Genomic DNA, 25,952 nt, shown 5'->3' with positions numbered 1-25,952 from the left:
TTCCTTATTCATTATTGGTGCGACTCTTTTGTTAGGATTATTAGGGCAAAGAGTCGTAGATACTAATTGAGAATTAATTTGTCTGTATTTGTATTTTTTGTTGTTTTTTCAACCTAAATATGGTGATTGAGAGCATAGTGGCGTTAAACATATCGTTGAGTAAGCCACCATAAGAGCCAACCAAGATCGCATTGACCATCCAAGTTAAGGTGCAAATCAGGAAGGCAATTCGCATTCGCATGCCTTCGGCAATAAACAGCGCGTAGCAACTAATGATTGATGCAATCGCCGGTAACACATCACGTGGCTCTGAGTAGAAGTAAACACTCATCGCAATCTGCACTGCTAGGAACACGTAAAAGACTTTCAGTCCTTTATATTTCACTGAAACTAGCGCGCGGAACGAGTTGACTAATAAGTTCAACCCAGCCACGACAGCCCCAAGCAAGGTATAGTGAATCGAGAACGTCAAACAGGAGAGACAAATTATTGCTCGCATACGATTATCGTTAGTCGTCGATGATGCGAATAGGTTTAAACCTAATGCTACAAACCCTAATCCTTGAACCAACGTCTCGTTCATCTATTTTCTTCTATGTCCACTTTTTGACTATCAATCTCGCCTAACACCGCGTTTAGCTAGAATTCTATATAACTATCAATAGCTTATATTTGTAAGAACTTGTCACTTTTCTTACATGAATTGACTATAAATTACATATTTGATTAGTTATAATGAATAAAATTCAACTTTCGATTCCAAAACAGAATGGATATAGATTTACTTCGCACTTTTTGCCAGCTTGCCGACGACAAGAACTTCCGTGTTGCCTCGCAACACCTCTATATCACTCAATCCGCGCTGACTAAGAAGATTCAGCGTCTCGAAGAACAGCTAAAAGTTTCATTATTTGATCGCGGTCGACATGGCGCAGAATTAACCCCAATGGGTAAGGTTTTACTGCCTGAAGCCAAGCGGGTGCTTAAAGGCTTTGAGTCATTTCAACGCTTAGCAACTTTCGTCGCGGAAGGTACCTCAGGTCATCTTAATATCGGCTTTGGTATTTCTTCTTTCCATGAAGCGCCCAACTATATTGCTAAGTTCAAGCAAGATTGCCCTAATGTTCACGTCACGCTTAACGACTACCCTTCACACCAACTGGTTGAGGAGCTGCAATTAGGTAACCTACAACTGGGCTTTGACCGTTTACCCGTCGATCCGCCGCTTAAGGCTATCCCGCTATACTCGGACCGCCTTGCCATCGCGATTCACAACGAAGAGAAGTTAAACTTTGATAATTTGTGGGGCTCGCTTAGTCACTACAACTATCTTGGCTTAAGTCGTGATAAAAACCCGACGTTGAACAAGCACATCACTAATTATTTGTGGGAAGCAAAACAGCGCCCTGCCGTGTTTGAAGAAGCCAACGACATTGTGACTGCGTTAGCACTGGTTTCTGCCCGCTTAGGTTACACCATCATTCCTGCAAGCGTTGCGCGAATCAGTCAGCCGCATATTCGCTTTATTCCGCTAACCGGCAAGCATGCCGAGTGGGAGGTGGGTCTACTTTGGAACCGTGAGATTGCCGATCCAGTGCGCGAGGCGTTTATTCAAAAAGTGGTCAGCAAGTAAAACAGCTTTTGCGTTGGCTATAAGAGAGTAAGTAAAAGTGGGATCAATAACTGACAAGAGGTTGACTGTATGCACAGCCAACCTCTTAAACTAAAAGTAACTTACTTGGCTAGGTGATACGCTCGCCGAGATTATGCGACTTCTCTGCCTCTAAAGTTACCCAATAAAGCATCGTAAAGCTCGTTATCGCCTAGTACACCGATCACGGTTTGCTTTTCAACCAACACCAAAGGCTGATCGGTTCGTTGCTTAAGCTCTATCGCATCACGCATACTGATTTCAGGGTCTACCAACACCACACTACTCTGCTCGATTGATTCGAGCTCTACTGCCTGTTGCGACCAATCAACCAAGGATCTATTGTTATCTAACAGTGCAATCTGATCATTGTGGTTGTCGACCCACAGCTGCTGCTTCTCACAAATCAGCAATTTGTCCTCATCGGTTTGCAGCTCATCACGCGCTTGCATTAATGAGCGACCTTTCAGCACATTAAGTGGATTGGTATGCGCGACAAAATCTTTTACATAGTCATTTTCCGGCGCCAGAATAATCTGCTCCGGCTTACCATGTTGAATCAATTTACCTGATTCCATGATGGCGATGTTGTTGCCAATTTTTAATGCTTCATCCAAATCATGACTGACAAACAAAATGGTCTTATTGAGCTGTTTTTGCAGTTGAATCAGTTCATCTTGTAACTGAGTGCGGATCAATGGATCCAGCGCCGAAAATGGTTCATCCATTAATAGAATGTCACTGTCCATGGCAAAGGCACGTGCGAGGCCAACACGCTGCTGCATGCCGCCAGATAACTCGTGAGGAAATTTATCTTCCCATTCAGCTAGCCCTACCATCTCCAGTTGCTCACGTGCTTTTTGGCGGCGCTGCTGTTTTGGCATTCCCTGCATTTCAAGCCCAAATGCCACATTGTCAATCACTGTAAGCCAAGGCATTAACGCGAACTTTTGGAACACCATCGACACACGATGAGTGCGTAAGTGGCGCAGTGTTGACTCGTCACACCCCAAGAGCTCAACCATCTGGTCGCCATCTTTAATTTTCAACGAGCCCCGAGAGATTTGATTTAAGCCATTCACTGCTCGCAACAAACTCGATTTACCCGAGCCTGATAAGCCCATCAAAACGCAGATTTCACCTTGTTTAATCGACAGTGACACATTATCAACGCCAACCACCTGTCCAGTTTGATCAATAATCTCTTGGCGACTATTACCTGCATCTAACAGAGATAGTGCTTTCTCTTGCTCACTGCCAAACACCACATCGAGGTTTTCAATTGTAATTGCGTCCATGTTACGCCTCCTTCTGATTTGGTGCTTTACACAAGCGGTCAAGAATGATCGCCACCAATACAATCGCCAATCCCGCTTCAAAGCCTTGCGAGATATTTACCGTGTTAAGTGCACGAACGACTGGCTTACCTAGGCCATCCGCCCCCACTAGTGCCGCGATAACCACCATAGATAGCGATAACATGATGCATTGTGTCACTCCCGCCATGATGCTTGGCAGCGCCGCGGGCAATTCCACCTTAAACAGTAACTTCATCCGGCTTGCGCCAAATGCTTTACCTGCTTCAATCAGTTCTTCCGGCACTTTAGTAATACCCAAATAAGTCAGGCGTATTGGCGCGGCAATGGCAAAAATAATGGTCGAGATCAGCCCCGGCACAATACCTAAGCCGAACAGAACTAGGGTTGGAATCAGGTAAACGAAGGTCGGAACGGTTTGCATTAAATCAAGAATGGGTCTTAACAAGGTGTAAAGCCACGGACGATGCGCAGCCATAATGCCTACTGGAACGCCAATTAATACGGAAATCGTTGTCGCCGCAAATACGAGGACAAAGGTTTCCAGCATTTCTTGCCAGTAGCCTAAATTTAAAATAGTCAGCAAAGCAACCACCACAAACAATACCAATGGTAAGCTTCGATGCAGCAACCAAGCCAAAGCCGCAGTGATTAAAATCGGTAGTGCTGGTGGCATCCACTTAAACACATCCACAACGAACAGAATAATACCTTCTAAAAAGAAGGAAACTGCGTCAAATAAGCCCGCGGCGTTAAGTGTTAACCAATCAACACCCGTTTCCATCCATTCACCCAACGGAATTTTGTTGTCCGTAATAAATTTCACAATAAATCCTTTGTGTTTTTATGATGAGCGCTAGCTAACTAGCGCTCTTAAATACAAGTTATGCTTTCGAGTTTAGGTAGCTTGTAACCGCTTGAGTCGCATCCTTACCTTCTAGCGTAGTCACGCCTTTCAGCCATGCTTCGATTTGCGTTGGGTTTGCCTTTAACCATTCTTGGGCCGCGCGCGCAGGCTTTTGTTTTTGGTTAAGAATCGCTTCCATGAGCTGGTTTTCCATCTCAAGGCTAAACTCAAGATTTTGAAGCAGTTGCCCAACGTTTTGACATTCATTGATGTAGTTAGCGCGTACGTTAGTGTAGACATTCGCCCCACCATAATTTGGGCCGAAGAAGTCATCACCACCAGCTAAGTATTCCATTTCAACATTGCTGTTCATTGGGTGTGGCGCCCAACCAAGGTAGACGATCCATTGATCACGGCGCACCGCACGCGATACCTGCGACACCATCCCCGCTTCACTAGACTCGACTAAGCTAAACTCTTTTAGCCCGAATGCATCGCTATCAATCATCGATTGAATTAAACGGTTGCCGTCATTACCTGGCTCGATGCCGTAAATACGGTCTTTGAATTTGTCGGCATGTTTAGCGAGATCGGCGAAGTTTTTCACTCCCGCGTCAAAAACATATTTAGGCACTGCTAAAGTGTATTTCGCCCCTTCTAAGTTGGCACGAACGGTTTCAACTGTGCCCGCTTGACGATACTTTGCAATGTCCCCTTCCATAGTTGGCATCCAGTTACCCAAAAATACGTCGATATCACCATTGGCCATCGAAGAGTAGGTTACCGGAACAGAGAGCAAATCGGTTTTGGTTTGGTAGCCCAAGCCTTTTAGAATTTCACTGGTTACCGCGGTAGTAGCGGTGATGTCTGTCCAACCAACATCCGCAAAACGCACGGTTTCACATTGGTTTGCGTATGCACCAGCAGCAAAAGTTGAAAGTGCGACAGTTGAGAGCAGTTTTGTCATCGTAGACATTTTTTATTCCTTGTATTTGTTACTAACTTTCTATTTAAGCGAGAGAATCCAACTCTCTTTTTGGTGGATGCATGCGCTGCATCTCTTGCCAATTTGGTGCTATCCAAACTGGAGTATCTTGTGATAATTGGAGAGGTTTACCCAAGATCAAATCCGCTGCACGCTCGGCGACCATAATGGTTGGCGCATTCAAGTTGCCATTAGGAATGGTTGGGAATATCGAAGAGTCGACCACGCGTAGCGCATCAATGCCTCTCACTCGGCACTGCTCATCAAGTACTGCAAGCGGATCATCGTCTGCGCCCATTTTGCAGGTACAAGAAGGATGATAAGCACTCTCTACGTTTTGTTTTACCCATGCGTCAATCGCATCGTCACTGTTAATGTCAACTCCCGGCTGAATCTCTTCACCACGAAACGCATCCATCGCTGGTTGCAAAAGAATTTCACGAGTTAAACGAATACAGTCGCGCCAATCTTGCTTATCTTGATCGGTAGAAATGTAGTTAAACTCAATTCTTGGCTTATCCGTTGGATCATTGGAAATGATCTCTACACTGCCGCGACTTTCTGGCTTATTGGGTCCAACATGCACTTGGAAGCCGTGACCATCAAATGCGGCTTGACCGTCATAGCGCATCGCTGCTGGCAAAAAGTGGTACTGGATATTCGGCCATTTCACACCTTCTCGCGAACGAATAAACGCACACGACTCAAAGTGATTGGTCGCGCCAAGTCCTTTGCGCGTCAGTACCCACTCTGTACCAATCAATCCTTTACTGATCAAACCCAGTTTGCTGTTAAGCGTGATAGGTTGCTTACAATGGTATTGAAAATAGATTTCTAGGTGATCTTGAAGGTTACGGCCTACGCCTGCTAAATCATGAATAACACTGACACCCGCATTTTCGAGCACCTGACGAGGACCAATACCAGAAAGCTGCAACAGTTGCGGCGAACCAATCGAACCCGCACTGGAAATCACTTCTTTATTTGCTAAATATGTTTTCTGTTTACCTGACTTATAGAACACAACACCGACCGCAGACTTGTTTTCGAGTAGAATTTTTTCCACCGTCACTTTCTTAATCAGCTTAAAGTTGCTGCGCTTTATGGCACGGCTTAAATAGGCGTTTGAAGTCGAAGCGCGCACTCCGTTATCAACCGTCATATGCATCGGACCAAAGCCCTCTTGCTGATAACCGTTATAGTCTTGGGTTTGTGGATACCCCGCTTCTTTACCTGCATCAATAAACGCTTGATAAAGAGGATTAAGACTCATGTCGTTGCCGTTGCAAGTACCAACGGGACCAGTGTCACCACGGTATTTATCTCCCCCACCGACCCAATTTTCGGCACGTTTAAAATATGGCAAACAGTTTTGATAATTCCAGCCTTTTGCGCCATGTTGCTCCCACTCATCAAAATCACAAGCATGACCGCGGACATAAACCATGCCGTTAATCGACGAACTGCCACCCAGCACTTTGCCACGAGGACAATGGAGTTGGCGATCATCAAGTCCTTGCTCCGCGACTGTCTCAAACTGCCATGCATACTTATCGCTGTTCATCGGATAAGAAAGCGCGGTTGGCATTTGAATGAAAATACTTTTATCGCTCCCGCCTGCTTCAAGCAGCAGAACTTGGTAGTTACCGCAAGCACTCAGTCGATCAGCCAACACACAACCTGCAGAGCCAGCACCGATGATGATATAGTCATATTGTTTTTGCATATCAGACTCCTCTGCTCTTTAAGCGTAAGGGCTTACGAAATCACCCAATTCCACCAACACGCTCTTGGTTTGCGTATAGTGTTTGAGAGTTTCGATACCATTTTCACGCCCGATACCCGAGAGTTTGTAGCCGCCTACTGGCATCTCTGCTGGGGAGTCTCCCCAAGTATTGATCCAGCAGATCCCCGCTTGAAGCTGGTGAATAACCCGATGCGCCCTTGAAAGGTTTTGAGTAAATACCCCCGCCGCTAAACCATAATCCGTATTGTTAGCACGAGCGATAACCTCATCTTCATCACTAAACGTCATTACAGACATCACTGGTCCAAAGATTTCCTGGTTAACATGAGCCATTGATTCATCACAATCCACAAACACGGTTGGTGTGACAAAGTTGCCTTTCGCAAGCTCGCCCGTTGTGATTTTGTTGCCGCCAATCAAAAGTGACGCGCCACTTTGTTTCGCGGCTTCAATCGAACTCAATACCTTCTGTTCGTGTTGCTTAGAAATCAGCGCGCCGATCTGCGTTTCTGGATTAAGCGGATCGCCGATGATCAGTTTCTCAGTGCGCTGCTTGAGCTGTTCAATAAAGCTAGGGTAAAGATCTTGATGAACATAAACCCGCGTTCCGTGAGTACAGACTTCCCCTTGAGTGTAAAAATTCGCTACCATTGCCGCCGAAACGGCCTGCTCAAGTGGGGCATCGGCAAAGATAATCAGTGGCGATTTACCGCCCAGCTCCATGGTCACTTGCTTAAGTGTTGCCGCACTATCGCGCATCACCGCTTTACCTGTGCCCGTTTCACCGGTGAAGGAGACCTTTGCAATTTCTGGATGAGCAGTCAGCATCTGGCCGACGCGCGCATCACCTTGCACCACATTAAACACACCATCAGGCACACCGGCTTCACTGTATATTTCCGCGAGCTTGAGTGCGGTCAAAGGCGTTTCTTCTGAAGGTTTAAAAATCATCACATTGCCCGCAGCCAATGCCGGAGCAGATTTCCACATCGCAATCTGAATTGGGTAATTCCAAGCACCAATGCCAGCACAAATGCCCAGTGGTTCTCTTCTGGTATAGAAAAACTGTGATTCACTAAGCGGCTGCTGTGCGCCTTGAAGACTTGGAGCTAAACCAGCAAAGTATTCGATAACATCAGCCCCAGTTGCGATATCGACTTCAATGGCTTCTTGAATTGGTTTACCTGTATCAAGAACTTCTAATTCGGCAAGTTCGTCATTACGTTCGCGCAGTATTGCTACCGCTTTAAACAAAATACGACTGCGCTCCGTGGCGCTCATCGCTGACCATTGCTGGAAGCCTTTCTTAGCAGACTCAATCGCGAACTCCAGCACCTGTTGGTCAGCTTGCTGTACCTGAGCTAAGGGCTCATTATTGGCTGGATTGTAAGTAGTGAAATACTCCTCAGATTGACCAAAGTGCATCCCACCATTGATATAGTGTGATTTGATATCCATTTGCAGTGGTGACTCTTTATTGTTTTGTATAATAGGTAATTTGCTTATCTAGGTAGTCATTAATGATGACGCGCGCTTTTACAGCGTCGATACCTTCGGGATTGAGCGTCCCACGAAGCCAAATACCATCGATAAGTGAAGCAATACCATGAGCGACTAATTCGGCTTGCTCGTGGCTAAACATCGCTTTGAGTTCAATTTTAAGATGGGAAAGCAGACGTTTTTCGTTGACGCGTTGTAGGCGCTTGAGCTGTTCGTCATGCATTGAATAAGACCAGAATGCCAACCAAGTTTTTGCCACTTGGTTTTCAGCTTGGTAGCCAACAAAGTTACCATCGATAATCGCATTGATTCTTTGGTAATGGGCATTCTTGGGCAATTGCTGTAGTTTGAGAATAATTGAGGCCGAAAGCTGCCTTAAAATTTCACGCATAGTTTCTTCAAGTAGACCATGCTTACCGCCAAAATAGTGATTAATGATCCCTGTCGAAACCCCTGCTTCTTTACTGATCAACGAAATGCTTGCGGCATGCAAACCCACGCGATCAATCACCGACATCGTCGCATTTACAAGCTGAGGTTTTCTGATTTGAGGCATCCCGACCTTGGGCATTTTACATCCTTGTTATTTTTAATTGAACGGTTAGTTAAATATAAAATGCCTGATTTTTTATTAGAACTCAAACGATATTCATAAAATTGTTAACAATGTTAGGTTTTTCCCACGCGGAGATGTCGAGATGAACTAAACTTAACGAACAGCAATTAGTTTACCCCGAAAAATGAAATTACACCACAAAGCACTGTTTAAATTAAATAAATAATATGAACAGCAACAATCCCACGTTATATCCAAGCCTAATGTCAATCACCAACCTGACGTCACACCAAGATAAAAATTAATTAGCACTCTAATTATTTCATTTTGTAGCGTGTTAACAAAATGAGTCATTGATGGATTACCCATATCCATCTGGGGGTATGCCAATCTGAAGCGAAAGTGGCCCAGCAACAGATAAAAGTCATATAGAGAATGAAAGAAGTACAAAACGGTTAGAGATTGCGAAACGAGCGATGAGAGTTAAATTTGGCTGCGAACGCAGCCAAGTAAGGGTTTAACGTGACAACTTAATTCAAGATCATATTCGTCGCCATAACGACCAACAGGCCGGAAAAAATCTTTTTGATCGTAGGCACTGGTAAGTAATTGGTTGCTTTTGCACCCAATGGCGCAGTAAACCAGGATGTACTCACTATACCCAGCAGCGCAGGCAAATAGACAAATCCCGCAAAACCGTCTCTTACAGAGAAATAGCCTACACCGGAGCTCACATAGCCAATAGAACCAAACAATGCGATAACAATGCCACACGCAGAAGCACAACCGATGGCTTTTTTAATATCAATCGAGAAAAACGTGAGTAGCGGCACCAATAAGGCACCACCGCCGATGCCAATCATTGCAGAAAGCCCACCCGTAATAGTGGTGAAAGTGGTCAACACTCCTTTATTGGGAATCTCGCGTTGTTTTGGTGAGTCATTCTTGCTGCTAAAAAACATTTTTGCTGCAATCAAGACAACGCTAACAGCAAACACGATGCGCACTACTTGTTCAGGCAGTAATGCGGCCATGAAGCCACTAATAAGCGCCCCAGCCGCCACACCAGTCATGATCCAAGGCGCTAAATCCCATGGCACATTACCATTTTTATGGTGAGCGATAGCTGAAGAGGTAGAGGTAAATAGAATCGATGCTAAAGATGTCGCAATCGCAACCACAACAACCTGTTCAGCGGGCAATAGATCTAAATGCAGCAATATCGCGGTTAATATAGGGACGATGACTAACCCACCACCGATACCCAAGAGTCCGGCTAAAAAACCAACGCCAGCGCCGAGTAAAGCGCACAAAACAACCAGCAACATCATGTCACTCATTTAATCTTCCTTTAAATCTAGTTTATGTCGATTGGGCGCTGTCTAAAATCATCAACGCTAAAAGCGCAACAATATAACCAACAAACAAATAACACTTCAATAAAAAGTATCCATGAAAATTATTCATGTTGAGATTGAAGTAATTCCATTTTCATTTAAACACTGCGAAACGTATAAATACTTCATCTTTCTTTACTCAAGATTAATCATTGTTAACACACCGAAACCAATAACAACAATGAGCTTGAAACTAGGCAATCATTAAATATTTTCATAAACCCTAGTTTAAGTAAGGAATAAGTCAGCTCAATTTAGGAATAGGATATCAATTTAACATGAGTAAAGAATTTTCTTTTGCGATTAACAGCATTATCTTTGATGAGAATTATCAACCCGCTGATAGCACGCGTATCACCACTAACTTTGCCAACTTAGCCAGAGGCGAGCAACGACAAGCAAACTTGCGTAATGCCCTAAAAATGATAGACAACAATTTCAACGCACTGGCGAATTGGGACAACCCAAACGGTGACCGTTACTCTTTAGAATTGGAAATTATTTCTGTTGATATGGATATCGAAAACGGCGCTGAAGCTTTTCCATCTATCGAGATTTTGAAAACTTACATTGTCGACCATAAAACAGATCAACGCATTGAAGGTATTGTCGGAAATAATTTCTCATCTTATGTTCGAGATTACGATTTCAGTGTTCTTTTACTCGACCATAATAAAAATCAGAATACCTTTAGTATACCAAGCAATTTTGGCGAACTGCATGGCAAACTGTTTAACTTGTTTATCAACTCAAGCACTTACAAACAGAACTTTAATAAACCGCCAGTAATTTGCCTCAGCGTATCTGATAACAAAACGTATTACCGCACCGAAAATCAACATCCAATATTAGGTGTTGAATATCAACCAAATGAATCTTCACTAACAGAACAATACTTCCAAAAAATGGGACTACAAGTACGCTACTTTATGCCACCAAATAGTGTCGCGCCATTTGCCTTCTATTTCACTGGTGACTTACTTAATGACTACACTAACCTTGAATTGATTAGCACCATTAGCACCATGGAAACATTCCAAAAAATTTACCGACCAGAAATCTACAACGCGAATGCGGCGGCAGGTAAATGCTATCAACCAAATCTAAACAACTTAGATCATTCACTCACTCAAATCGTCTACGACCGAGAAGAACGCAGCCGTTTGGCCATTGAGCAAGGCAAGTTTGCCGAGCAGCACTTCATTAAGCCGTATCAAGCCATTCTTGACCAATGGTCTGAGACTTACTCTTTATAACTCAACGAGTGGAAGACAGAATTATTATGAAAATACTATTACCCACTGCAACGTCAGGCAGTTTACCTAAGCCCACTTGGCTCGCTCAACCAGAGACACTTTGGTCACCTTGGAAATTACAAGATGATGAGTTAATCCAAGGAAAGCAAGATGCACTGCGCTTGTCATTACAAGATCAACATAGCGCAGGCATCGATATCGTCAGTGATGGCGAACAAACACGCCAACACTTCGTGACAACGTTTATCGAACACCTTAACGGCGTCGATTTTGAAAATCGTAAAACCGTTCGGATCCGCAACCGCTACGATGCCAGCGTGCCTACGGTTGTTGGTCCTGTGAGCCGACAAAAGCCCGTCTTCGTCGAAGACGCGAAATTTTTACGTCAGCAAACTGATCAACCGATCAAATGGGCACTGCCAGGGCCGATGACCATGATTGATACCCTGTATGATGATCACTATCAAAGCCGTGAGAAACTCGCCTGGGAATTTGCCAAAATTCTCAATCAAGAAGCGAAAGAACTTGAGGCAGCCGGTGTCGATATCATTCAGTTTGATGAGCCTGCATTTAATGTCTTCTTTGACGATGTTAACGACTGGGGTATTGCTTGTCTTGAGCGCGCCATCGAAGGGCTAAAATGCGAAACGGCGGTTCACATCTGCTACGGGTACGGCATTAAGGCCAACACGGATTGGAAAAAATCGCTCGGCACTGAATGGCGTCAGTACGAAGAAGTGTTCCCTAAACTACAAAAATCGAATATCGACATCATCTCGCTTGAGTGTCATAACTCTCGTGTGCCTATTGAACTGCTAGAGCTCATTCGTGGCAAGAAAGTGATGGTTGGGGCAATTGACGTCGCTACCAATACGATTGAAACACCGGAAGAGGTCGCGGATACGCTACGCAAAGCACTGGAGTTTGTCGATGCAGAAAACCTCTACCCTTGCACCAACTGTGGTATGGCACCATTACCGAGAGACATCGCGACAGCAAAACTGAATGCACTGAGCGCTGGTACGGAAATTGTGCGCAAAGAATTACAAGCCAGCAACTAATCTGCCATTTAATTTAGGAACTCAGTTAGTCTGACTGAGTTCCTTTTTCTCTCCCCAAAGAACGCCAATCAGAGAGCTGTAACTGTTTACGTCGATAGCGATAAAAGCTAGCCATAATCAAACCAAATAAGACGCCCGCAAGCAGCGACATATAGATTGCTTCTAATACGGGCTTGCCCTCTACACTCCAAAACATTATCCAATTTAGTGCGCCCCAAACTGACGCAAACAGTGTCATAGAAATAAGGAAATTATCGAAAAATGTTTGGTAGTAAGGGGGTGGAATACACATACCTATTTTAGCCATCGCTTTCGCAATAGGAGGGTTGTAGTGCGATTTCCAAACGCCCTTTTCATGTAACTCTTTATGCGCTAATTCTAGCTTTGTTTGATACCCCATGCTGCTGTATCCTTAACGTCCATTTTAAGTGGTTACGGCCTATCTCATGTCCGAGACTTCTTTTAAGGATAGTCGCTGTTACTGAAAAATTGAGCATCGGGCGCTCTCGCTTCACTCATAGTTCTATCCATTTTTGGATATCAGCACACCACCAAAGAGACACCTTACTCACACAACCCTCGCAGTTCTGCGACAATTGAAAGCATCACCCACACGTTACCTTTATCGTAAGACTGAAGTGACTCATTACCCCCAATAAATGGATACGGCGTAGGAATAAATACTTCCTCTTCGCCAAGCGGACCAATTCGCTGATTGAGTTCCGCCACGCGTTCAGTGTCTAATACGAAGTAAGCAAAACTATCTTCTTTGAGTACTGCACGCTCAAACTCGGCTATAGAGTCATGCTCACCATAAGATTTCGCTGCACCTTTGTATGGATGAAGCACAATATAGTTTTTCAAAACAGGGTCACGCAAGAAAACGTGCCCTAGTGATGAGTAGCCAAATACTTGGGTGTAATTTGGGTAATGTAACGACCAGCATGTCATGTATTCACTGGCTTTTAACGGAGAAATGAGATTATAAGAATTTGCGTTGGCAAAATGGGAAAACACAATAGCCGCTATTCCTATCAGTAATTTATTCATGTCGCCCTTGGGTATCAACCGAACCTGTAATGAGTAACCCAGATGCAAACATATTCAGCTGATTTAAGCCAAGACTCATTTTTCCACTGCGATGAGAACAAATTATTTTCATTTGATGAAATAGCATCTCACTGTCTAATGTTGATGTAACTCGCACCTTCAGACCAAATGAATTTGGCTAAATTCTACCAAGATAATTCCTATCAGCCATCTCGATCGTTTCTATCTGCTCGACTGTTTCTAGCCTCAAATACAAAAAAAGCTTCCCGAGGGAAGCTTTCTGTTTTCAATAAAGAGTCTTTATTTTGCGACTTGGTAGCCCAAAGGGATCTCAGCCAATTGAGTACCTTTATTGTCGGGGAACACCAAGTACTCTCCGTGATATTTGACGTTTGACTTATAGTCGGTCACTTTATGCACCATAAAGCCCGCTTTCGCAGCCGCATCAACGAACTCTGCATGATTACCGCGCACAAACCAGCTCATTGGTTTTACCATTAAGTCGCCATCAAAACAGTTGTCGCACTGTTCAGTACACAATGCTAGTGAGTTTGGTCCCTCAGTAAAAATTTGCACCTTACCCACACCAACCAAAGGTTCAGAAGTTGTCACTTCCCAACCCGACTCCTCCATTGCATCGATAAAAGCGTCAATATCGCGATCTTTAATCGCTTGTGTATCTTGGCCTTCTGGGAAGAAGTCTTTATAGAATGACGAAATGCACTCAAAGGTAAACATTAAGTTTGATGCGTTCCCTTTCGTACGACCAGCTTTCTGCCAACCAGTCAAATCATCAACCACACAACGATGAAATCGTTGGCCTTTTAATGCTTTTGTCACCCAGCGAATCATGAAATTGTTGTTTGCCACTGGTGCATTAACCAATTTCTTTGCTTGATGCTCGGCGTGGATCTCTTCTAACGCAGCATTTACCAACTTTTGAATTTCAACTGTATATTCAGCCATTAAGCTTTTCTTCCGTATAACCAATAAAATGCGGCAGACAAAACTGAGCATGCCGTCATAACTAAAATCATCGGCCAAGCAACGCCATTTGGCAACGCTGCCACAACAGCCCCGATAATTGAACCAATACCAAAACGTAACGTGCCTGCTAAAGACGAGGCCGTACCTGCCATGGTTGGATAACCACTTAATAGTAGCGCCATCGCGTTACTACCGATGGTGGATAACGTACCAATGTACATCACCACAAAAACAACGATGCCCCACAAGCCTAAATCAAGCCACCAAGCAACAAACAAACCAACACCGGCCGCAAGCTGTACCCACAAACCGAAGCGTAGCATTGCATGTGAGCCGACTTTTTTCACCAAACGACCATTAATACTGGTCATGATGATCATCGCGACAATGTTAAGACCAAACAGGTAACCAAAATGATCTGGGCGCACACCGTAGATATCGATGTAAACGAACGAACCCGCAGTTAAAAAGGCAAACATCCCAGCGAATGAAAACGCGCCTGATAGCACAAGCCCCATTCCGACTGGGTTACGACATAAGCGTACATAGTTGCGCAGCGTGGTTGCTAGACGCAGTGGCTGGCGTTTTTCCGCAGTCAAGGTTTCTGGGATTTTCCACAGCACCAACACAATCACAATCGCGGCAAAAATCGCTAGTACCCAGAAAATCGAACGCCAACCAAACCAAATCGCCAGGTAACCACCGATCATTGGCGCGATGAGTGGCGCTATAGTGATGACCAGCGTGACAAACGACATGGCACGCGCAAAATCCTCACGATCAAACATGTCACGTACGACCGCTTGGATGATGACAGCCGCTGCCGCACCCGCAAAACCTTGTGCAGTACGAACCCATGTAAGCGCATCGATGCCATTGGTCGTCGCACTGACGACTGATGCGACGCCAAAAAACAGTACGCCAAGCAGCAGTACAGGTCTGCGACCAAAACTGTCTGCCAGTGGACCATGAATTAACTGGCCTAACGCGAATCCCGCAGTATAAGCAGTTAAAGTAAACTGAACCTCACCAGCCCCTACGCCCAAATCTCGCGCGATGGTTGGCATGGCAGGCAAATACATATCGATAGCTAACGGCGTTAAAGCGCCAATTGCACCCAAGACTAAAAACAATAAAAAACTGATTTGTGGGGCACTGGCTTGTTGTGTTGCAGTGTTAGACATACGTCTCCTAGTGGTTGCATTTTAGCTGCGGCGATCCTTGCTGCAACTTAGCAAAATTGAGACAAACCCATTCCAATGGGATATACCAAGTAACTCTAAAAATGAACGCTGACGGGTGTAATTATTTTAGGGAGCCTAACGTTCAAGTTTAAAACCCATGTCACTCGGTTAGCAGCCTATCCTCGATGAAAATCACAAAAATTGCTAGTGCTTAAATCAATTAAATAGTCTGTTGATTTGATTATTTTTAATCCAGCCAATCACCCCCTATTTCGAGTGATGATTGGCGCTTAATTTATTTCCAAATTGAATCAATTTCTTCTTGAGTAAGATAGCGGTATTCGCCCGGTTCAAGATCTTCATCAAGAACGATATTACCAATGCGCTCGCGATGCAGCTGATCAACTTTATTACCCAATGCAGCGAACATACGTTTTACTTGGTGATACTTACCTTCCGTAATGGTTAGCAACAACTCATTGTTAGAGGCATCGACGATCTCCATACTTGCAGGTAACGTTGGTTCTTTCTCATTACGCAATTCAATACCTTGCGCCAACTTCTCTGCGTAGTCATCACCAATTGCATCAGCCAACCATACACGATAAGTCTTGGCACATTTATGCTTCGGTGACGTGATTCGGTGTGACCACTGACCATCATCGGAAATCAAAACCAAGCCTGTGGTATCTACATCAAGGCGACCTGCAAAGTGCAAGTCTTCCATCTTAACTTCATCAAGTAGAACAAACGCTGTATGGTTAAAACCATCTTCATGTGAACAAACAAATCCATCCGGCTTGTACAACATGATGTAACGTGGACCTTGCAGTTGGATCTCACGACCTTGCCACTCCACCACGCATTCAGTCGTAACTTTAACCGCGCCGCTTTTAATCACTTGCTCGTTTACCGTTACTTCACCGCTTTTGATAATTTTGGTTGCTTCTTTACGTGTCGCACCGAGCGCGTCACACAGAAATTTGTCCAAACGCACTTGTTGTAATTTGTTTGGTTGCGTTTTATTTGCCTGCGTTTTATTTTCCTGCATGGATACCTCAACTTAGTTAGCTGCGCTATTATAGTGCGACTAAAACAAATAGTTGAGCTATTTCACAGAATTTATGTACACCCTGCGCCCCTATCAATCCGACTCCGTCAAAGCGGTAATTCACTACTTTCGTAAACACTCGACACCAGCGGTCATCGTGCTACCAACAGGAGCAGGAAAAAGCCTTGTCATAGCTGAACTTGCCCGCTTAGCAAAAGGTCGAGTATTGGTACTCGCTCACGTAAAAGAGTTGGTTGAGCAAAACCATGCAAAGTATGAAGGTTATGGATTAACTGGCGCTATTTTCTCCGCAGGGTTGGGACGCAAAGAGACCGATCAACAAGTGGTGTTTGCCTCAGTGCAGTCTGTGGTGCGCAATCTTGACGCGTTTAAAGATCAATTCTCGCTATTGGTTATCGACGAATGTCACCGAGTACCAGAAGAAAAAAACTCTAGTTATCAGAAGGTGATCAGTCACCTACGCGAGCTGAACCCAGGTATGAAAGTCCTTGGACTCACCGCGACACCTTATCGTCTTGGCATCGGCTGGATCTACCAATACCACACCCGAGGACAAGTACGCAGTGAAGAAGCGCGTTTCTTCCGCGACTGTATTTTTGAATTGCCTATTCGCTACTTGCTAGATGAGGGCTTCCTCACCCATGCAAAAATGATGGATGCCCCCGTACTGAGCTATGATTTTTCCCAGTTAAAGCCTGCGAGCACCGGACGCTACAAAGAGTCAGAGCTGGATATGGTGATTGATCAAGCCAAGCGCGCCACGCCACAAATTGTCGAACAGATCATTCACCTGTCATCGCAGAAGCTGGGCATCATGGTGTTTGCGGCTACGGTGCGCCATGCACAGGAAATCTATAGTTTGCTGCCAGAAGGACAAACCGCGATTGTTATTGGTGACACACCTACGCCAGAGCGCGACGCAATCATTCAGCAGTTCAAAGATCAAAAGATTAAGTACTTGGTCAACGTATCAGTATTAACCACGGGCTTTGATGCGCCACACGTCGACTTAATTGCGATCTTACGTCCAACCGAATCGATTAGCTTGTATCAACAGATTGTCGGACGCGGGCTGCGTCTATCGCCAGGTAAGGATGAGTGTTTGGTGCTCGATTACGCTGGCAACAGCTATGATTTGTACCAACCTGAAGTTGGCAATCCAAAGCCCGACTCTGATAGCGAAATCATTACCATTCCATGCCCTGCTTGTGGCTTTAACAATAACTTCTGGGGCAAACTGGACAGTAACGGTTTTCTGCTCGAACACTTTGGTCGACGCTGCCAAGGCTATTTTGAAGATGACGAAACCGGTGAACGTGAGCATTGTGGCTATCGCTTCCGCGCTAAATATTGCGGCGAGTGTGGTGCAGACAACGATATCGCCGCGCGAATTTGTCACGAGTGTGATGCGACGCTTGTCGACCCAGACAAAAAGCTTAAAGAGGCATTAAACCTCAAAGACGCTCTGGTTTTTGAGTGTATCGAGATGGAATTGTCGACCTTCAAAGACGACAAAGGCAAGAACCAACTCAAAGTCACTTATCGAGGAGACAACCAAGCCGCAGTGCATGAGTTTTGGTCTTTGACAACGGCAAAACAGAAAGAACGTTTCCACGCACAATTTGTTCGCCCTCATTTGGCTGACAAGCATCGCGCTTTTGAGGAATCATCGCCAAGTAAAGTGGTTGCCCACCAGCATCGTTTTAGACCACCACAATTTGTGATAGCGCGTAAAGTTGGACGATTTTGGAAAATGCGTGACCGTATATTTGCCGACGAGCTAAAACAAGGTTAGATACGGCAAAATAAGCATAAACTCGATTGATTCACTTTGTGTTCATGTTGAAATATCTATAATACATCTAATGCTGGAGTCAGTGACCATCGTCACTTCGCCCGCCAACGAATAGAAAGTTTGAGCAAAGGTAACACTATGTTTAAAAAGCTGTTCATCAGCCTTATCGCACTAGCTGGGTGTAGCTTACTCGCCTTCCCTAGCTATGCCCACAAGCATGACAATGGTCATGATCTGGTTCGTGACGTCGAGAAACCAGGCACCAAGGTCGAATTTGAAGAAGACCAAGATGAAGTCTACGAAGCCGTACAAAAAGGTTACATTCGCCCATTCTCTGAAATGTACGCTGCGGTAGAACGTGATCTGCATGGACGAATCATCAAAGTAGAACTCGAAGAAGACGACGATATTTGGGTTTATGAACTAAAAATTAACTATAACAACAATATCATCAAGGTTGAGTACAACGCTGAAACCTTAGAAATGATAGAAATTCGCGGTCGTAACATTAAAAAAGCATTCAAAAATACAGAAGACGAATAATGAAAATACTTGTAGTGGAAGACGAGCCTCGTTTGGGCGAACAAATTATTGAAGCACTTGAACAAACGGGTTGGGTACCAGAACTTGCTCAAGATGGTATTGATGCGCTGTATCGCGCCACGTCAGAAGAGTGGGACGTAATCGTACTCGATCTTGGCCTGCCGAAAATTGATGGTTTAACGGTACTAAAAGGCATTCGAGATGAGAATATCAATACGCCAGTGGTGATTCTCAGTGCGCGTGACACGCTCACTCAACGCGTTGAAGGTCTCAACGCCGGCGCTGATGACTACCTTACCAAACCGTTTGAGATGGTTGAACTAACAGCGCGCATTCGTGCCCAGCTGCGCCGCGCGTCTGGTAATGCGTCACCTATCATGCAAGTGGGTAACCTTAGCCTTGATACACGTACATCGAAAGTGATGTGGCAAGGTGAGGCGGTAAGCTTAACAGCGCTCGAATATAAAGTTGTCGCCTACTTTATGCATAACGCTGACAAAGTAATATCACGTACCGAACTTGTCGAGCACATCTACAAGCAAGACTTTGACCGTGACTCGAACACAATTGAAGTGTTTATTGGACGCATCCGTAAAAAGATCGCGCCAAACGTGATTAAAACTGTGCGTGGCTTGGGATACCAACTGAATGCCGAGTAAAAAGCTGTCTTTAATCAAACAGCTTAGCTTAAAAAGCCGCCTAGTACTGGCGGCTGTTGTCTGGCTGACTGCAATGATCATTGCCGCCGGAGTGACCGTTCCAAGCCAAGTCTATAACTACATGGTCGCGGACACTAAATCACAACTCTCCATCTACATGGATGAAATAACGGCGAACCTTGAGGTAGACAAAAACGGTCAACTAACACTTTCGACTCAACTTTCTGACCCTCGATTTAACCAGCCTTACAGCGGTTTATATTGGTCGGCCTCTACTGACGATAACCAAATTCGCTCGCGTTCTTTGTGGGATCGCACCATCGATTTCAACAAGAAGAAAGCGCAGGCTTTTGGCGCCAGAGAAGAGCCACTGATCTATATCGAAAACTCGCTCTACTTCCCTGAGTACAACAAGCCGATTTCAATTTTGATCGGTATCGATGAGCAGCCTATTGAAGATACAGTCGCAGCCCTAATGGGTGAATTGTGGATCATTCTTGCCTTGCTCTATTTTGGCGTGTTAGCGGTGATCTTTTTGCAAATCGCCTGGTCTTTAAGCCCGCTTACAAAAATGCACCGTGAGTTAAGCCAACTACGCCAAGGTCAACGCACGGCATTAGGCGATGACTACCCTCGTGATATCGCGCCCGTGGTTTCCGACTTAAATGCCCTACTGTTCCACTATCAGGAGTTGTTGGAGCGCGCTCGCCACCATGCCGGTAATCTATCGCACGCATTAAAAACGCCACTTTCAGTGCTAAAAAACGAGATTCAGCATCTGCCGCAAGATAAACAAGCGCCGCTACGCGAACCCGTTGATCAAATTCAGGGGCAAATTGATTATCACTTAGGCCGTGCGCGTATGGCAGGTTCAATGAACATACTGTCAGTGAAAGCCTCACCTGCCGAACGTATTGATGCGATCTCAATGGCATTTGATAAGGTTTACGCTGAGCGTGACGTGACGCTAATCAATGAAATAGATTCAGAACTCGAGGTTTCTGTCGAACAGACCGATCTTGATGAAATGGTGGGTAATCTACTCGAAAATGGTTATAAATGGGCAAATAGCATCATTCGTGTTTACGCTGAGTCTGTTGATGCCAATACCGTCAATATCATTATTGAAGATGATGGCCCTGGCATTCCCGATGAGCAGTTTGACAATGTAATCAAGCGTGGAGTTCGATTAGACGAAACAACACCTGGTACAGGACTTGGCCTAAACATAGTTAATGAGATGGCGCACAGCTATCGCGGAACACTCGAGCTGGGCAAAAGTTCGATGGGCGGCCTAAAAGCGATGTTGGCTATGAAAACGAGCCATTAATGTATGACATTGGGCTCAACCGTATTTGTTCCTGGTTGAGCCTAGCTTAATCGCAAACTTGCTGGTGTTTAGGTTGCCAAATAACAACCTGATTTTTCCCGTTATTTTTGCCTTGATACATCGCGGTATCAGCGGCTCGAACAACTGAGGAAAAACTGTTCGCACATTGATTATCAACCACACCAAAGCTTGCCGTAGAGCAAACTTGATCTGAACCAGAAAAGGTCTTTTGCAGTGACTGAGCAACCGTTTTTGCCTCATCCAAGTCACATTCGGGTAACAACACCAAAAATTCTTCCCCACCCCAACGAGATATATGCCCTTTGTTGGCAACAATTTCTTCTGTCAAAGTAGCGAATTCGATCAACTCTTCGTCACCGCGCTGATGACCATATTTATCATTGATATATTTGAAGTTATCGAGATCAAATAGAATGACGCAATAGTTTGATTGCTGCTCTAAAAGCTCCGTCATGCGACGACGATTAAGTAATCCAGTGAGCCCATCGGTATCTGCAAGTTTCTTCAGCTCTTTGTTTCGCTTAATCAGTTTACGTTGCAAGAGTAATATATCCGTATGGTTCTTAACTCTTGCTAAAACCTCTAGTGCCTCAAATGGCTTTTGAATGTAATCAACGCCACCGACCTGAAAAGCTCTCACTTTATCTTGCGTACTATCTAGAGCACTTAGGAAAATAATGGGGATATCTTGGGTTCTACGACTGGATTTCAGTTGTGAACAGACTTCGTAGCCGTCCATTTTTGGCATCATAATATCGAGCAAAATTAGATCGATATTTTTATGCTGACAGATACGTAAAGCAGCACTTCCACTTGGCGCGCCAGTAACCTGATAACCTTCTGAACTTAGTAAATTGTCTAAAAGTTTTATATTTTCAATCGTATCATCGACGACCAAGATTTCAATTTTTGCGTCTTCATAAGGCATAAGTAATCTCTCCTTATTTTCTAGGCACTATTTGATTCTTCAGCAAAGCTAAACAACTCATAAAGCTCATCAAACTGATACGACTCTGCTAACCCCAACAATTCTGAACGTACATTATCGAATATCGTATATGTCCTAAACAGTTCTATCAGTCGCTGCTGGTCACCGAGTGCCACCGCGTCTAAAATTTCCTTGGCGGATGTTAAGTCACAAACTTGCTCAATCTCACTCGATAACAATACTCCCAGATTCTCCGGTGACTTAATCTCCTGCAAATAATCGTATTCGATATCTAAATGCTTTTGCATCAAAATAAACAGTGCTTGAGCTTGATAAGGCTTACGCGCAAAGTCATTCATTCCTGCTTTGAGCATCTGTTCAATTTCATCATTAAACACGCTGGCTGTCAGTGCGACTATTATGACATCGCCACCATTAGGTAAGCGGCGTATCGCTTGAGTTGCAGCTAGACCATCCATTTTTGGCATACGGCGATCCATCCAGATGAAATCTGGCTGCCAATGCTGAAATAGCGCGACGGCCTCTTCACCATCTTGGGCAATTTTAACTTTAAAGCCCGCCTCGGTTAAAAGTGTACTCAATAATGCCTGATTATCTGTTTGGTCCTCGGCGATCAGGATCTTAGGTACCCAACTTTTTTCACTCAGTCCTTTAATTTGCTGACTGATAGGCGAAATAGGTTGTTCTATCCAGTCTGATGACAATAGCTCAAGGTAGAAACTAAAGGTTGTGCCTTGATTAAGTGTGCTCGACACTTCAAGCTTTCCCCCCATGAGATCCACAAACTGTTTACTAATACTTAGGCCAAGTCCTGTACCATTTTGTGTGGACAGCGACGCTACCTGCTCAAACGGGGTAAAAATACGCTCAAGATCTTCGTTAGCAATTCCGATACCACTATCGATTATCTCAAAGTTAACCTGACTATTCCCTTCGCTAGATGGTATTGAGTTAACGGTTAACTGTACGCTACCAATCGTGGTGAACTTAATCGCATTACCAAGCAGGTTAATTAATATTTGTCGAGTTTTTACCGCATCGCCTTTTACATAACTAGGGACACTTTCATCAATGGCTGACTGAAAGTTAAGTTGCTTTTGACTCGCTTTCATTTGCATCAAATCGATCACTTCTTCGACCATCTCACGCAAATTGAACCACTTCAGTTCAACGACATTATAACCCGCATCAATTTTAGACATATCGAGCACATTATTAATGAGCGCTAAAAGGTGTTCACCTGAGCGATTAATAATATCTAAATATTCTTTGTGCTTAATCGGTAAATTAGGTTCCGTTTTCATCAACTGCGAATAGCCTAATATGGCATTCAGAGGAGTGCGAAGTTCATGGCTCATATTGGCTAAGAATATGGATTTAGCGCGATTGGCGACCTCTGCTTTCTCTTTCGTCTTAGATAGTTTATGTTGAAGAGCTTTCAGCTTATCGACATCAACATGGATACCATTCATACGTATAGGGGCGCCCAGTTCATCACGCTCAAATACCTTTCCCTGATCAAGAATCCATTTCCAACTGCCATCGCCACATTTCACTCGAAACTCAGCATGGTATAAATCTGTTTTACCTTCTAGATGGTCTGAAATTTTCTGGGTTGTTGCATCGATATCATCGGGATGAACCAATGTCGCCCATTTTTCAATACCGTTGACTATTTCCGAAAACAGGTGGCTATCGACGAACACTTCAGCGGTATCGAGCTTCTTTTGCGTCGCCCAGGTTCGGTTGCCAATAATCTTCCCTTCCGAAGGATTAAAGTCCCAAATACCTAAATTGGCGCCTTGAGCAGCAAAATCTAAGCGCTCGATATCATGTTCTAACCGTTCAACCCGCGACTGTAGATTAACTAATTCAGTTTGATTGGTTAACAAAAGCAGTTTTCGAGAACCTTGAGCAATGCATTTTAATTGCCAAAATTCACCCGAAATGTCTTGCCAAAGGTGAGGTTCACTGTGTTTCTCGCATAACCAAGACTCAATTTCAGCAAGCGGTAAACAATCTGTAAACTTTGCTCCAACAGCAGGTGGTTCTCTCCAGATAGGAGCCGAACATGCTGCGTGATTTATATCGCGAATTACACCGTCATCATTAATATTTATCACGCCATCAGGCAGAGGATCATAGATAGAGTTAGTCATAAAAATACACTCTTTCGTTATGCTGTTGAAGTTATGCCTTCCTCGTTACCGTGTTTACGCCAAGAGATAAAACCGCCACTAGGAACGTAACATTCCCCACCACAAAACTAACATTAATATGCAACATTTTGTAATGCAACGGACTATATTTGATGATCTTGAACAAAACCGAACCCCATAAGCGTGAATTGAAGCACGTTTTAACACGCAAACTTGCATATCATGCAACGTATAGTTTGAGAAAAATTAAGCATGATATATCGCGATAATTCCACATCACACATAGGGTTAAAGAACAAATTCGATAGGATTCTCTCGGCTCGCAAACCCAGCTGCGTAAGGATATGCATTGGCTTTGTTTGTTTGTGGGAGTTCTTATAATGGTTGCTAAAAATGACCACTTAATTAGGTCAATTAACTATGGGGGTTAAGCAAAGAATTATGAATATAGTGGCTCATTTCTGACCCGTTTTGAGTGAAAGAACCCATGCGGAGTATAGTAAAAGGGTAATAAGGGGCGGCCACTCACTTGCCCCTTATTACCCATTGCTTGCCTATTTACGAGTCAATCTTATCTTTCTAGCATTCCCTAACTGAGCTGAGTCCGTTAGTTAACTTGCCTGCTCAACCAAATCTGCTTGGTTTTCTCGGTTCTCTTTCACCACAAAGTAGGTAATCAAAACCAGAGAACTAACAGCTAGAGTCAATGAAACATAAAATGCCGCGTAGTAACTGTACATCTCACCGACAAAGCCAATGCTCAGGCTTGATATCAACATTGATATTTGTAGCAAGCTTGAAAATAACGTTGAAGCGGTACCTAGCCTATCGCGCATCATATCTTGTAAGGCAACCATGCCCAGCGTTGCGGTCAAACCAATAAAGACACCATTAAGAATCTGAATACCGAGCAATTGCCAAAACGCGGTCACGTTCAACATTGCGACAAAGAACAGACAGCCACAAACCAGAGATAAAGCGAGTAACTTCATCGTACCGAAACGCGCCGCTAGACGACCCGCTTTAAGCATAAATGGAATTTCACACAAAGCTGCCATACCAAACATATAGCCGACCCAACTGGCAGCAACTTTAAGCTCTTGCGAAAGATAAAGCGGCATAGTGATCACATAGAGGTTATTGGCGCTGAACATAAAAACTAGAGCGACACAGAATAGAGCAACGATAAAGCCAACTGGTCCTTGCTTTTTATCTTGCTCTTTTTCCTCATTTTTGATCACGCTATTAGGCAAATAACGCAGTCCAAGCAGCACTGAAATTAAGGTTGCACCACCAGCGGCTAAAAACGATGCGCTAAACCCAAACGAACCTTTCAAGATAAAGGCAATTGGCGGCCCAATAACCCAAGCAATAGCGATACCGGCACGCATCACCGATAAAAAGGTCGTACTGTCCTCAATGTGCTCATCAGCATATTCACGGCCTAATGCGAATAGTTGACCAAACCCAGCACCACTTAGTGCGCCAAATATCATTGAAAATGCTACTGCCCAGTAATAGTCCCGAATGAAGCTAAAACCAACTACCGTGATGAGGTAACAACTCAGCGCAAACAACAAAATGTTTTTGCGATTCCAACCATTATCTGACTTTGCAGCAATGAGTTGCGAAACCGCAACCGACGATACAATCGACAAGATCATATAGACGCTCAACATAGCCGGACTGGCACCCAAAGCTTCAATAATAAATAAACTTGAAAGTGGGTAAAAAAACGAACCACTAATTCCTGTGGCAAAAGCCATCAATAGGAAGATCAGTGCCTCTTTTGTCTTGAACATAAAACTCTCCTAACCCGTATTTTGCTGCTCAGTTTCCCTTCACCGCGCATACAATCTGCACCCAATCCACTTCGGAGTTCAGTGC

The 25,952-nt window shown here is 44.2% G+C and carries 23 protein-coding genes; 7 read left to right on the top strand and 16 right to left on the bottom strand.

All coding sequences use genetic code 11. The annotated features are described in order from the left end of the window. Window positions 1-73: 73 nt before the first annotated feature. The gene (locus IRQ95_RS03255) at window positions 74-583 is read right to left on the bottom strand and encodes a YgjV family protein (protein WP_194435569.1); all 510 of its coding nucleotides are present in this window, start codon (window positions 581-583) and stop codon (window positions 74-76) included. Window positions 584-769: 186 nt separating this feature from the next. On the opposite strand from IRQ95_RS03255, the gene IRQ95_RS03250 reads away from it, so the two are divergent. Then, window positions 770-1,633 (top strand): LysR family transcriptional regulator, encoded by an 864-nt coding sequence (locus tag IRQ95_RS03250; protein ID WP_194435568.1) that lies wholly within the window; start codon window positions 770-772, stop codon window positions 1,631-1,633. Window positions 1,634-1,764: 131 nt separating this feature from the next. Here IRQ95_RS03250 and choV read toward each other — a convergent pair whose 3' ends face one another. The 7 genes from choV to IRQ95_RS03215 all read right to left on the bottom strand — a co-directional run bounded on the left by choV (window position 1,765) and on the right by IRQ95_RS03215 (window position 9,942). Then, window positions 1,765-2,949 carry a choline ABC transporter ATP-binding protein gene (choV, locus tag IRQ95_RS03245; protein ID WP_194435567.1) on the bottom strand — a complete coding sequence of 395 codons (1,185 nt, stop codon included), beginning with the start codon at window positions 2,947-2,949 and terminating at the stop codon, window positions 1,765-1,767. 1 nt (window position 2,950) lies between these two features. After that, window positions 2,951-3,793 carry a choline ABC transporter permease subunit gene (gene choW / locus IRQ95_RS03240; RefSeq protein ID WP_194435566.1) on the bottom strand — a complete coding sequence of 281 codons (843 nt, stop codon included), beginning with the start codon at window positions 3,791-3,793 and terminating at the stop codon, window positions 2,951-2,953. 58 nt (window positions 3,794-3,851) lie between these two features. After that, window positions 3,852-4,790 carry a choline ABC transporter substrate-binding protein gene (locus IRQ95_RS03235; RefSeq protein WP_194435565.1) on the bottom strand — a complete coding sequence of 313 codons (939 nt, stop codon included), beginning with the start codon at window positions 4,788-4,790 and terminating at the stop codon, window positions 3,852-3,854. A gap of 34 nt (window positions 4,791-4,824) precedes the next feature. Next, window positions 4,825-6,525: a choline dehydrogenase gene (betA, locus tag IRQ95_RS03230; protein WP_194435564.1), complete on the bottom strand. Its 1,701-nt coding sequence runs from the start codon at window positions 6,523-6,525 to the stop codon at window positions 4,825-4,827. 18 nt (window positions 6,526-6,543) lie between these two features. Then, window positions 6,544-8,004 carry a betaine-aldehyde dehydrogenase gene (betB, locus tag IRQ95_RS03225; protein WP_194435563.1) on the bottom strand — a complete coding sequence of 487 codons (1,461 nt, stop codon included), beginning with the start codon at window positions 8,002-8,004 and terminating at the stop codon, window positions 6,544-6,546. 16 nt (window positions 8,005-8,020) lie between these two features. Beyond that, the gene (gene betI, locus IRQ95_RS03220; protein ID WP_194435562.1) at window positions 8,021-8,617 is read right to left on the bottom strand and encodes a transcriptional regulator BetI; all 597 of its coding nucleotides are present in this window, start codon (window positions 8,615-8,617) and stop codon (window positions 8,021-8,023) included. Between the two features lie 515 nt (window positions 8,618-9,132). Next, entirely contained in the window at window positions 9,133-9,942 is an 810-nt protein-coding gene (locus tag IRQ95_RS03215) for a sulfite exporter TauE/SafE family protein (RefSeq protein WP_194435561.1), read from the bottom strand. A 335-nt stretch (window positions 9,943-10,277) separates the two neighbouring features. Here IRQ95_RS03215 and IRQ95_RS03210 point away from each other — a divergent pair, with 335 nt between their 5' ends. Together IRQ95_RS03210 and IRQ95_RS03205 are read left to right on the top strand one after the other, a co-directional pair. Then, window positions 10,278-11,255: a DUF1852 domain-containing protein gene (locus tag IRQ95_RS03210; protein ID WP_194435560.1), complete on the top strand. Its 978-nt coding sequence runs from the start codon at window positions 10,278-10,280 to the stop codon at window positions 11,253-11,255. Window positions 11,256-11,281: 26 nt separating this feature from the next. Beyond that, window positions 11,282-12,316 (top strand): methionine synthase, encoded by a 1,035-nt coding sequence (locus tag IRQ95_RS03205; RefSeq protein WP_194435559.1) that lies wholly within the window; start codon window positions 11,282-11,284, stop codon window positions 12,314-12,316. Window positions 12,317-12,341: 25 nt separating this feature from the next. Here IRQ95_RS03205 and IRQ95_RS03200 read toward each other — a convergent pair whose 3' ends face one another. From IRQ95_RS03200 to rsuA, 5 genes are all read right to left on the bottom strand, one after another. Beyond that, a complete protein-coding gene (locus tag IRQ95_RS03200; RefSeq protein ID WP_194435558.1) occupies window positions 12,342-12,716 on the bottom strand; it encodes a DUF6404 family protein in 375 nt (124 codons plus the stop codon). Between the two features lie 164 nt (window positions 12,717-12,880). Then, window positions 12,881-13,366: a T6SS immunity protein Tdi1 domain-containing protein gene (locus IRQ95_RS03195; protein WP_194435557.1), complete on the bottom strand. Its 486-nt coding sequence runs from the start codon at window positions 13,364-13,366 to the stop codon at window positions 12,881-12,883. A 300-nt stretch (window positions 13,367-13,666) separates the two neighbouring features. Beyond that, complete coding sequence (locus IRQ95_RS03190) at window positions 13,667-14,332, bottom strand: DUF2913 family protein (RefSeq protein WP_194435556.1); 666 nt, start codon at window positions 14,330-14,332, stop codon at window positions 13,667-13,669. Next, complete coding sequence (locus IRQ95_RS03185; protein WP_194435555.1) at window positions 14,332-15,537, bottom strand: Bcr/CflA family multidrug efflux MFS transporter; 1,206 nt, start codon at window positions 15,535-15,537, stop codon at window positions 14,332-14,334. The genes IRQ95_RS03190 and IRQ95_RS03185 overlap by 1 nt, the downstream gene beginning before the upstream one ends. Before the next feature lie 295 nt (window positions 15,538-15,832). Next, window positions 15,833-16,534, bottom strand: coding sequence for a 16S rRNA pseudouridine(516) synthase RsuA (rsuA, locus tag IRQ95_RS03180; protein ID WP_194435668.1), 702 nt, complete (start codon window positions 16,532-16,534; stop codon window positions 15,833-15,835). A gap of 127 nt (window positions 16,535-16,661) precedes the next feature. On the opposite strand from rsuA, the gene radD reads away from it, so the two are divergent. From radD to IRQ95_RS03160, 4 genes are all read left to right on the top strand, one after another. Then, window positions 16,662-18,404 (top strand): DNA repair helicase RadD, encoded by a 1,743-nt coding sequence (radD, locus tag IRQ95_RS03175; protein ID WP_194435554.1) that lies wholly within the window; start codon window positions 16,662-16,664, stop codon window positions 18,402-18,404. A 138-nt stretch (window positions 18,405-18,542) separates the two neighbouring features. Next, window positions 18,543-18,947 (top strand): PepSY domain-containing protein, encoded by a 405-nt coding sequence (locus IRQ95_RS03170; RefSeq protein WP_194435553.1) that lies wholly within the window; start codon window positions 18,543-18,545, stop codon window positions 18,945-18,947. Further along, entirely contained in the window at window positions 18,947-19,606 is a 660-nt protein-coding gene (locus IRQ95_RS03165) for a response regulator transcription factor (RefSeq protein ID WP_075649096.1), read from the top strand. Before IRQ95_RS03170 ends, IRQ95_RS03165 begins: the two co-directional genes overlap by 1 nt. Further along, window positions 19,596-20,936, top strand: a complete 1,341-nt coding sequence (locus IRQ95_RS03160) for an ATP-binding protein (RefSeq protein ID WP_194435552.1) — start codon at window positions 19,596-19,598, stop codon at window positions 20,934-20,936. The genes IRQ95_RS03165 and IRQ95_RS03160 overlap by 11 nt, the downstream gene beginning before the upstream one ends. Before the next feature lie 46 nt (window positions 20,937-20,982). Here the strand turns inward: IRQ95_RS03160 and IRQ95_RS03155 are convergent, their stop codons facing one another. From IRQ95_RS03155 to IRQ95_RS03145, 3 genes are all read right to left on the bottom strand, one after another. Beyond that, window positions 20,983-21,885 carry a diguanylate cyclase domain-containing protein gene (locus IRQ95_RS03155; RefSeq protein WP_194435551.1) on the bottom strand — a complete coding sequence of 301 codons (903 nt, stop codon included), beginning with the start codon at window positions 21,883-21,885 and terminating at the stop codon, window positions 20,983-20,985. 20 nt (window positions 21,886-21,905) lie between these two features. Further along, a complete protein-coding gene (locus IRQ95_RS03150; RefSeq protein WP_194435550.1) occupies window positions 21,906-24,065 on the bottom strand; it encodes a hybrid sensor histidine kinase/response regulator in 2,160 nt (719 codons plus the stop codon). A gap of 611 nt (window positions 24,066-24,676) precedes the next feature. Continuing rightward, complete coding sequence (locus IRQ95_RS03145) at window positions 24,677-25,867, bottom strand: sugar efflux transporter (protein WP_194435549.1); 1,191 nt, start codon at window positions 25,865-25,867, stop codon at window positions 24,677-24,679. Window positions 25,868-25,952 lie beyond the last annotated feature (85 nt).

The sequence above is a fragment of the Vibrio fluminensis genome, from assembly GCF_015278125.1.
GTDB lineage: Bacteria > Pseudomonadota > Gammaproteobacteria > Enterobacterales > Vibrionaceae > Vibrio > Vibrio fluminensis.
This window is presented reverse-complemented; position numbering and strand designations above follow the sequence as displayed.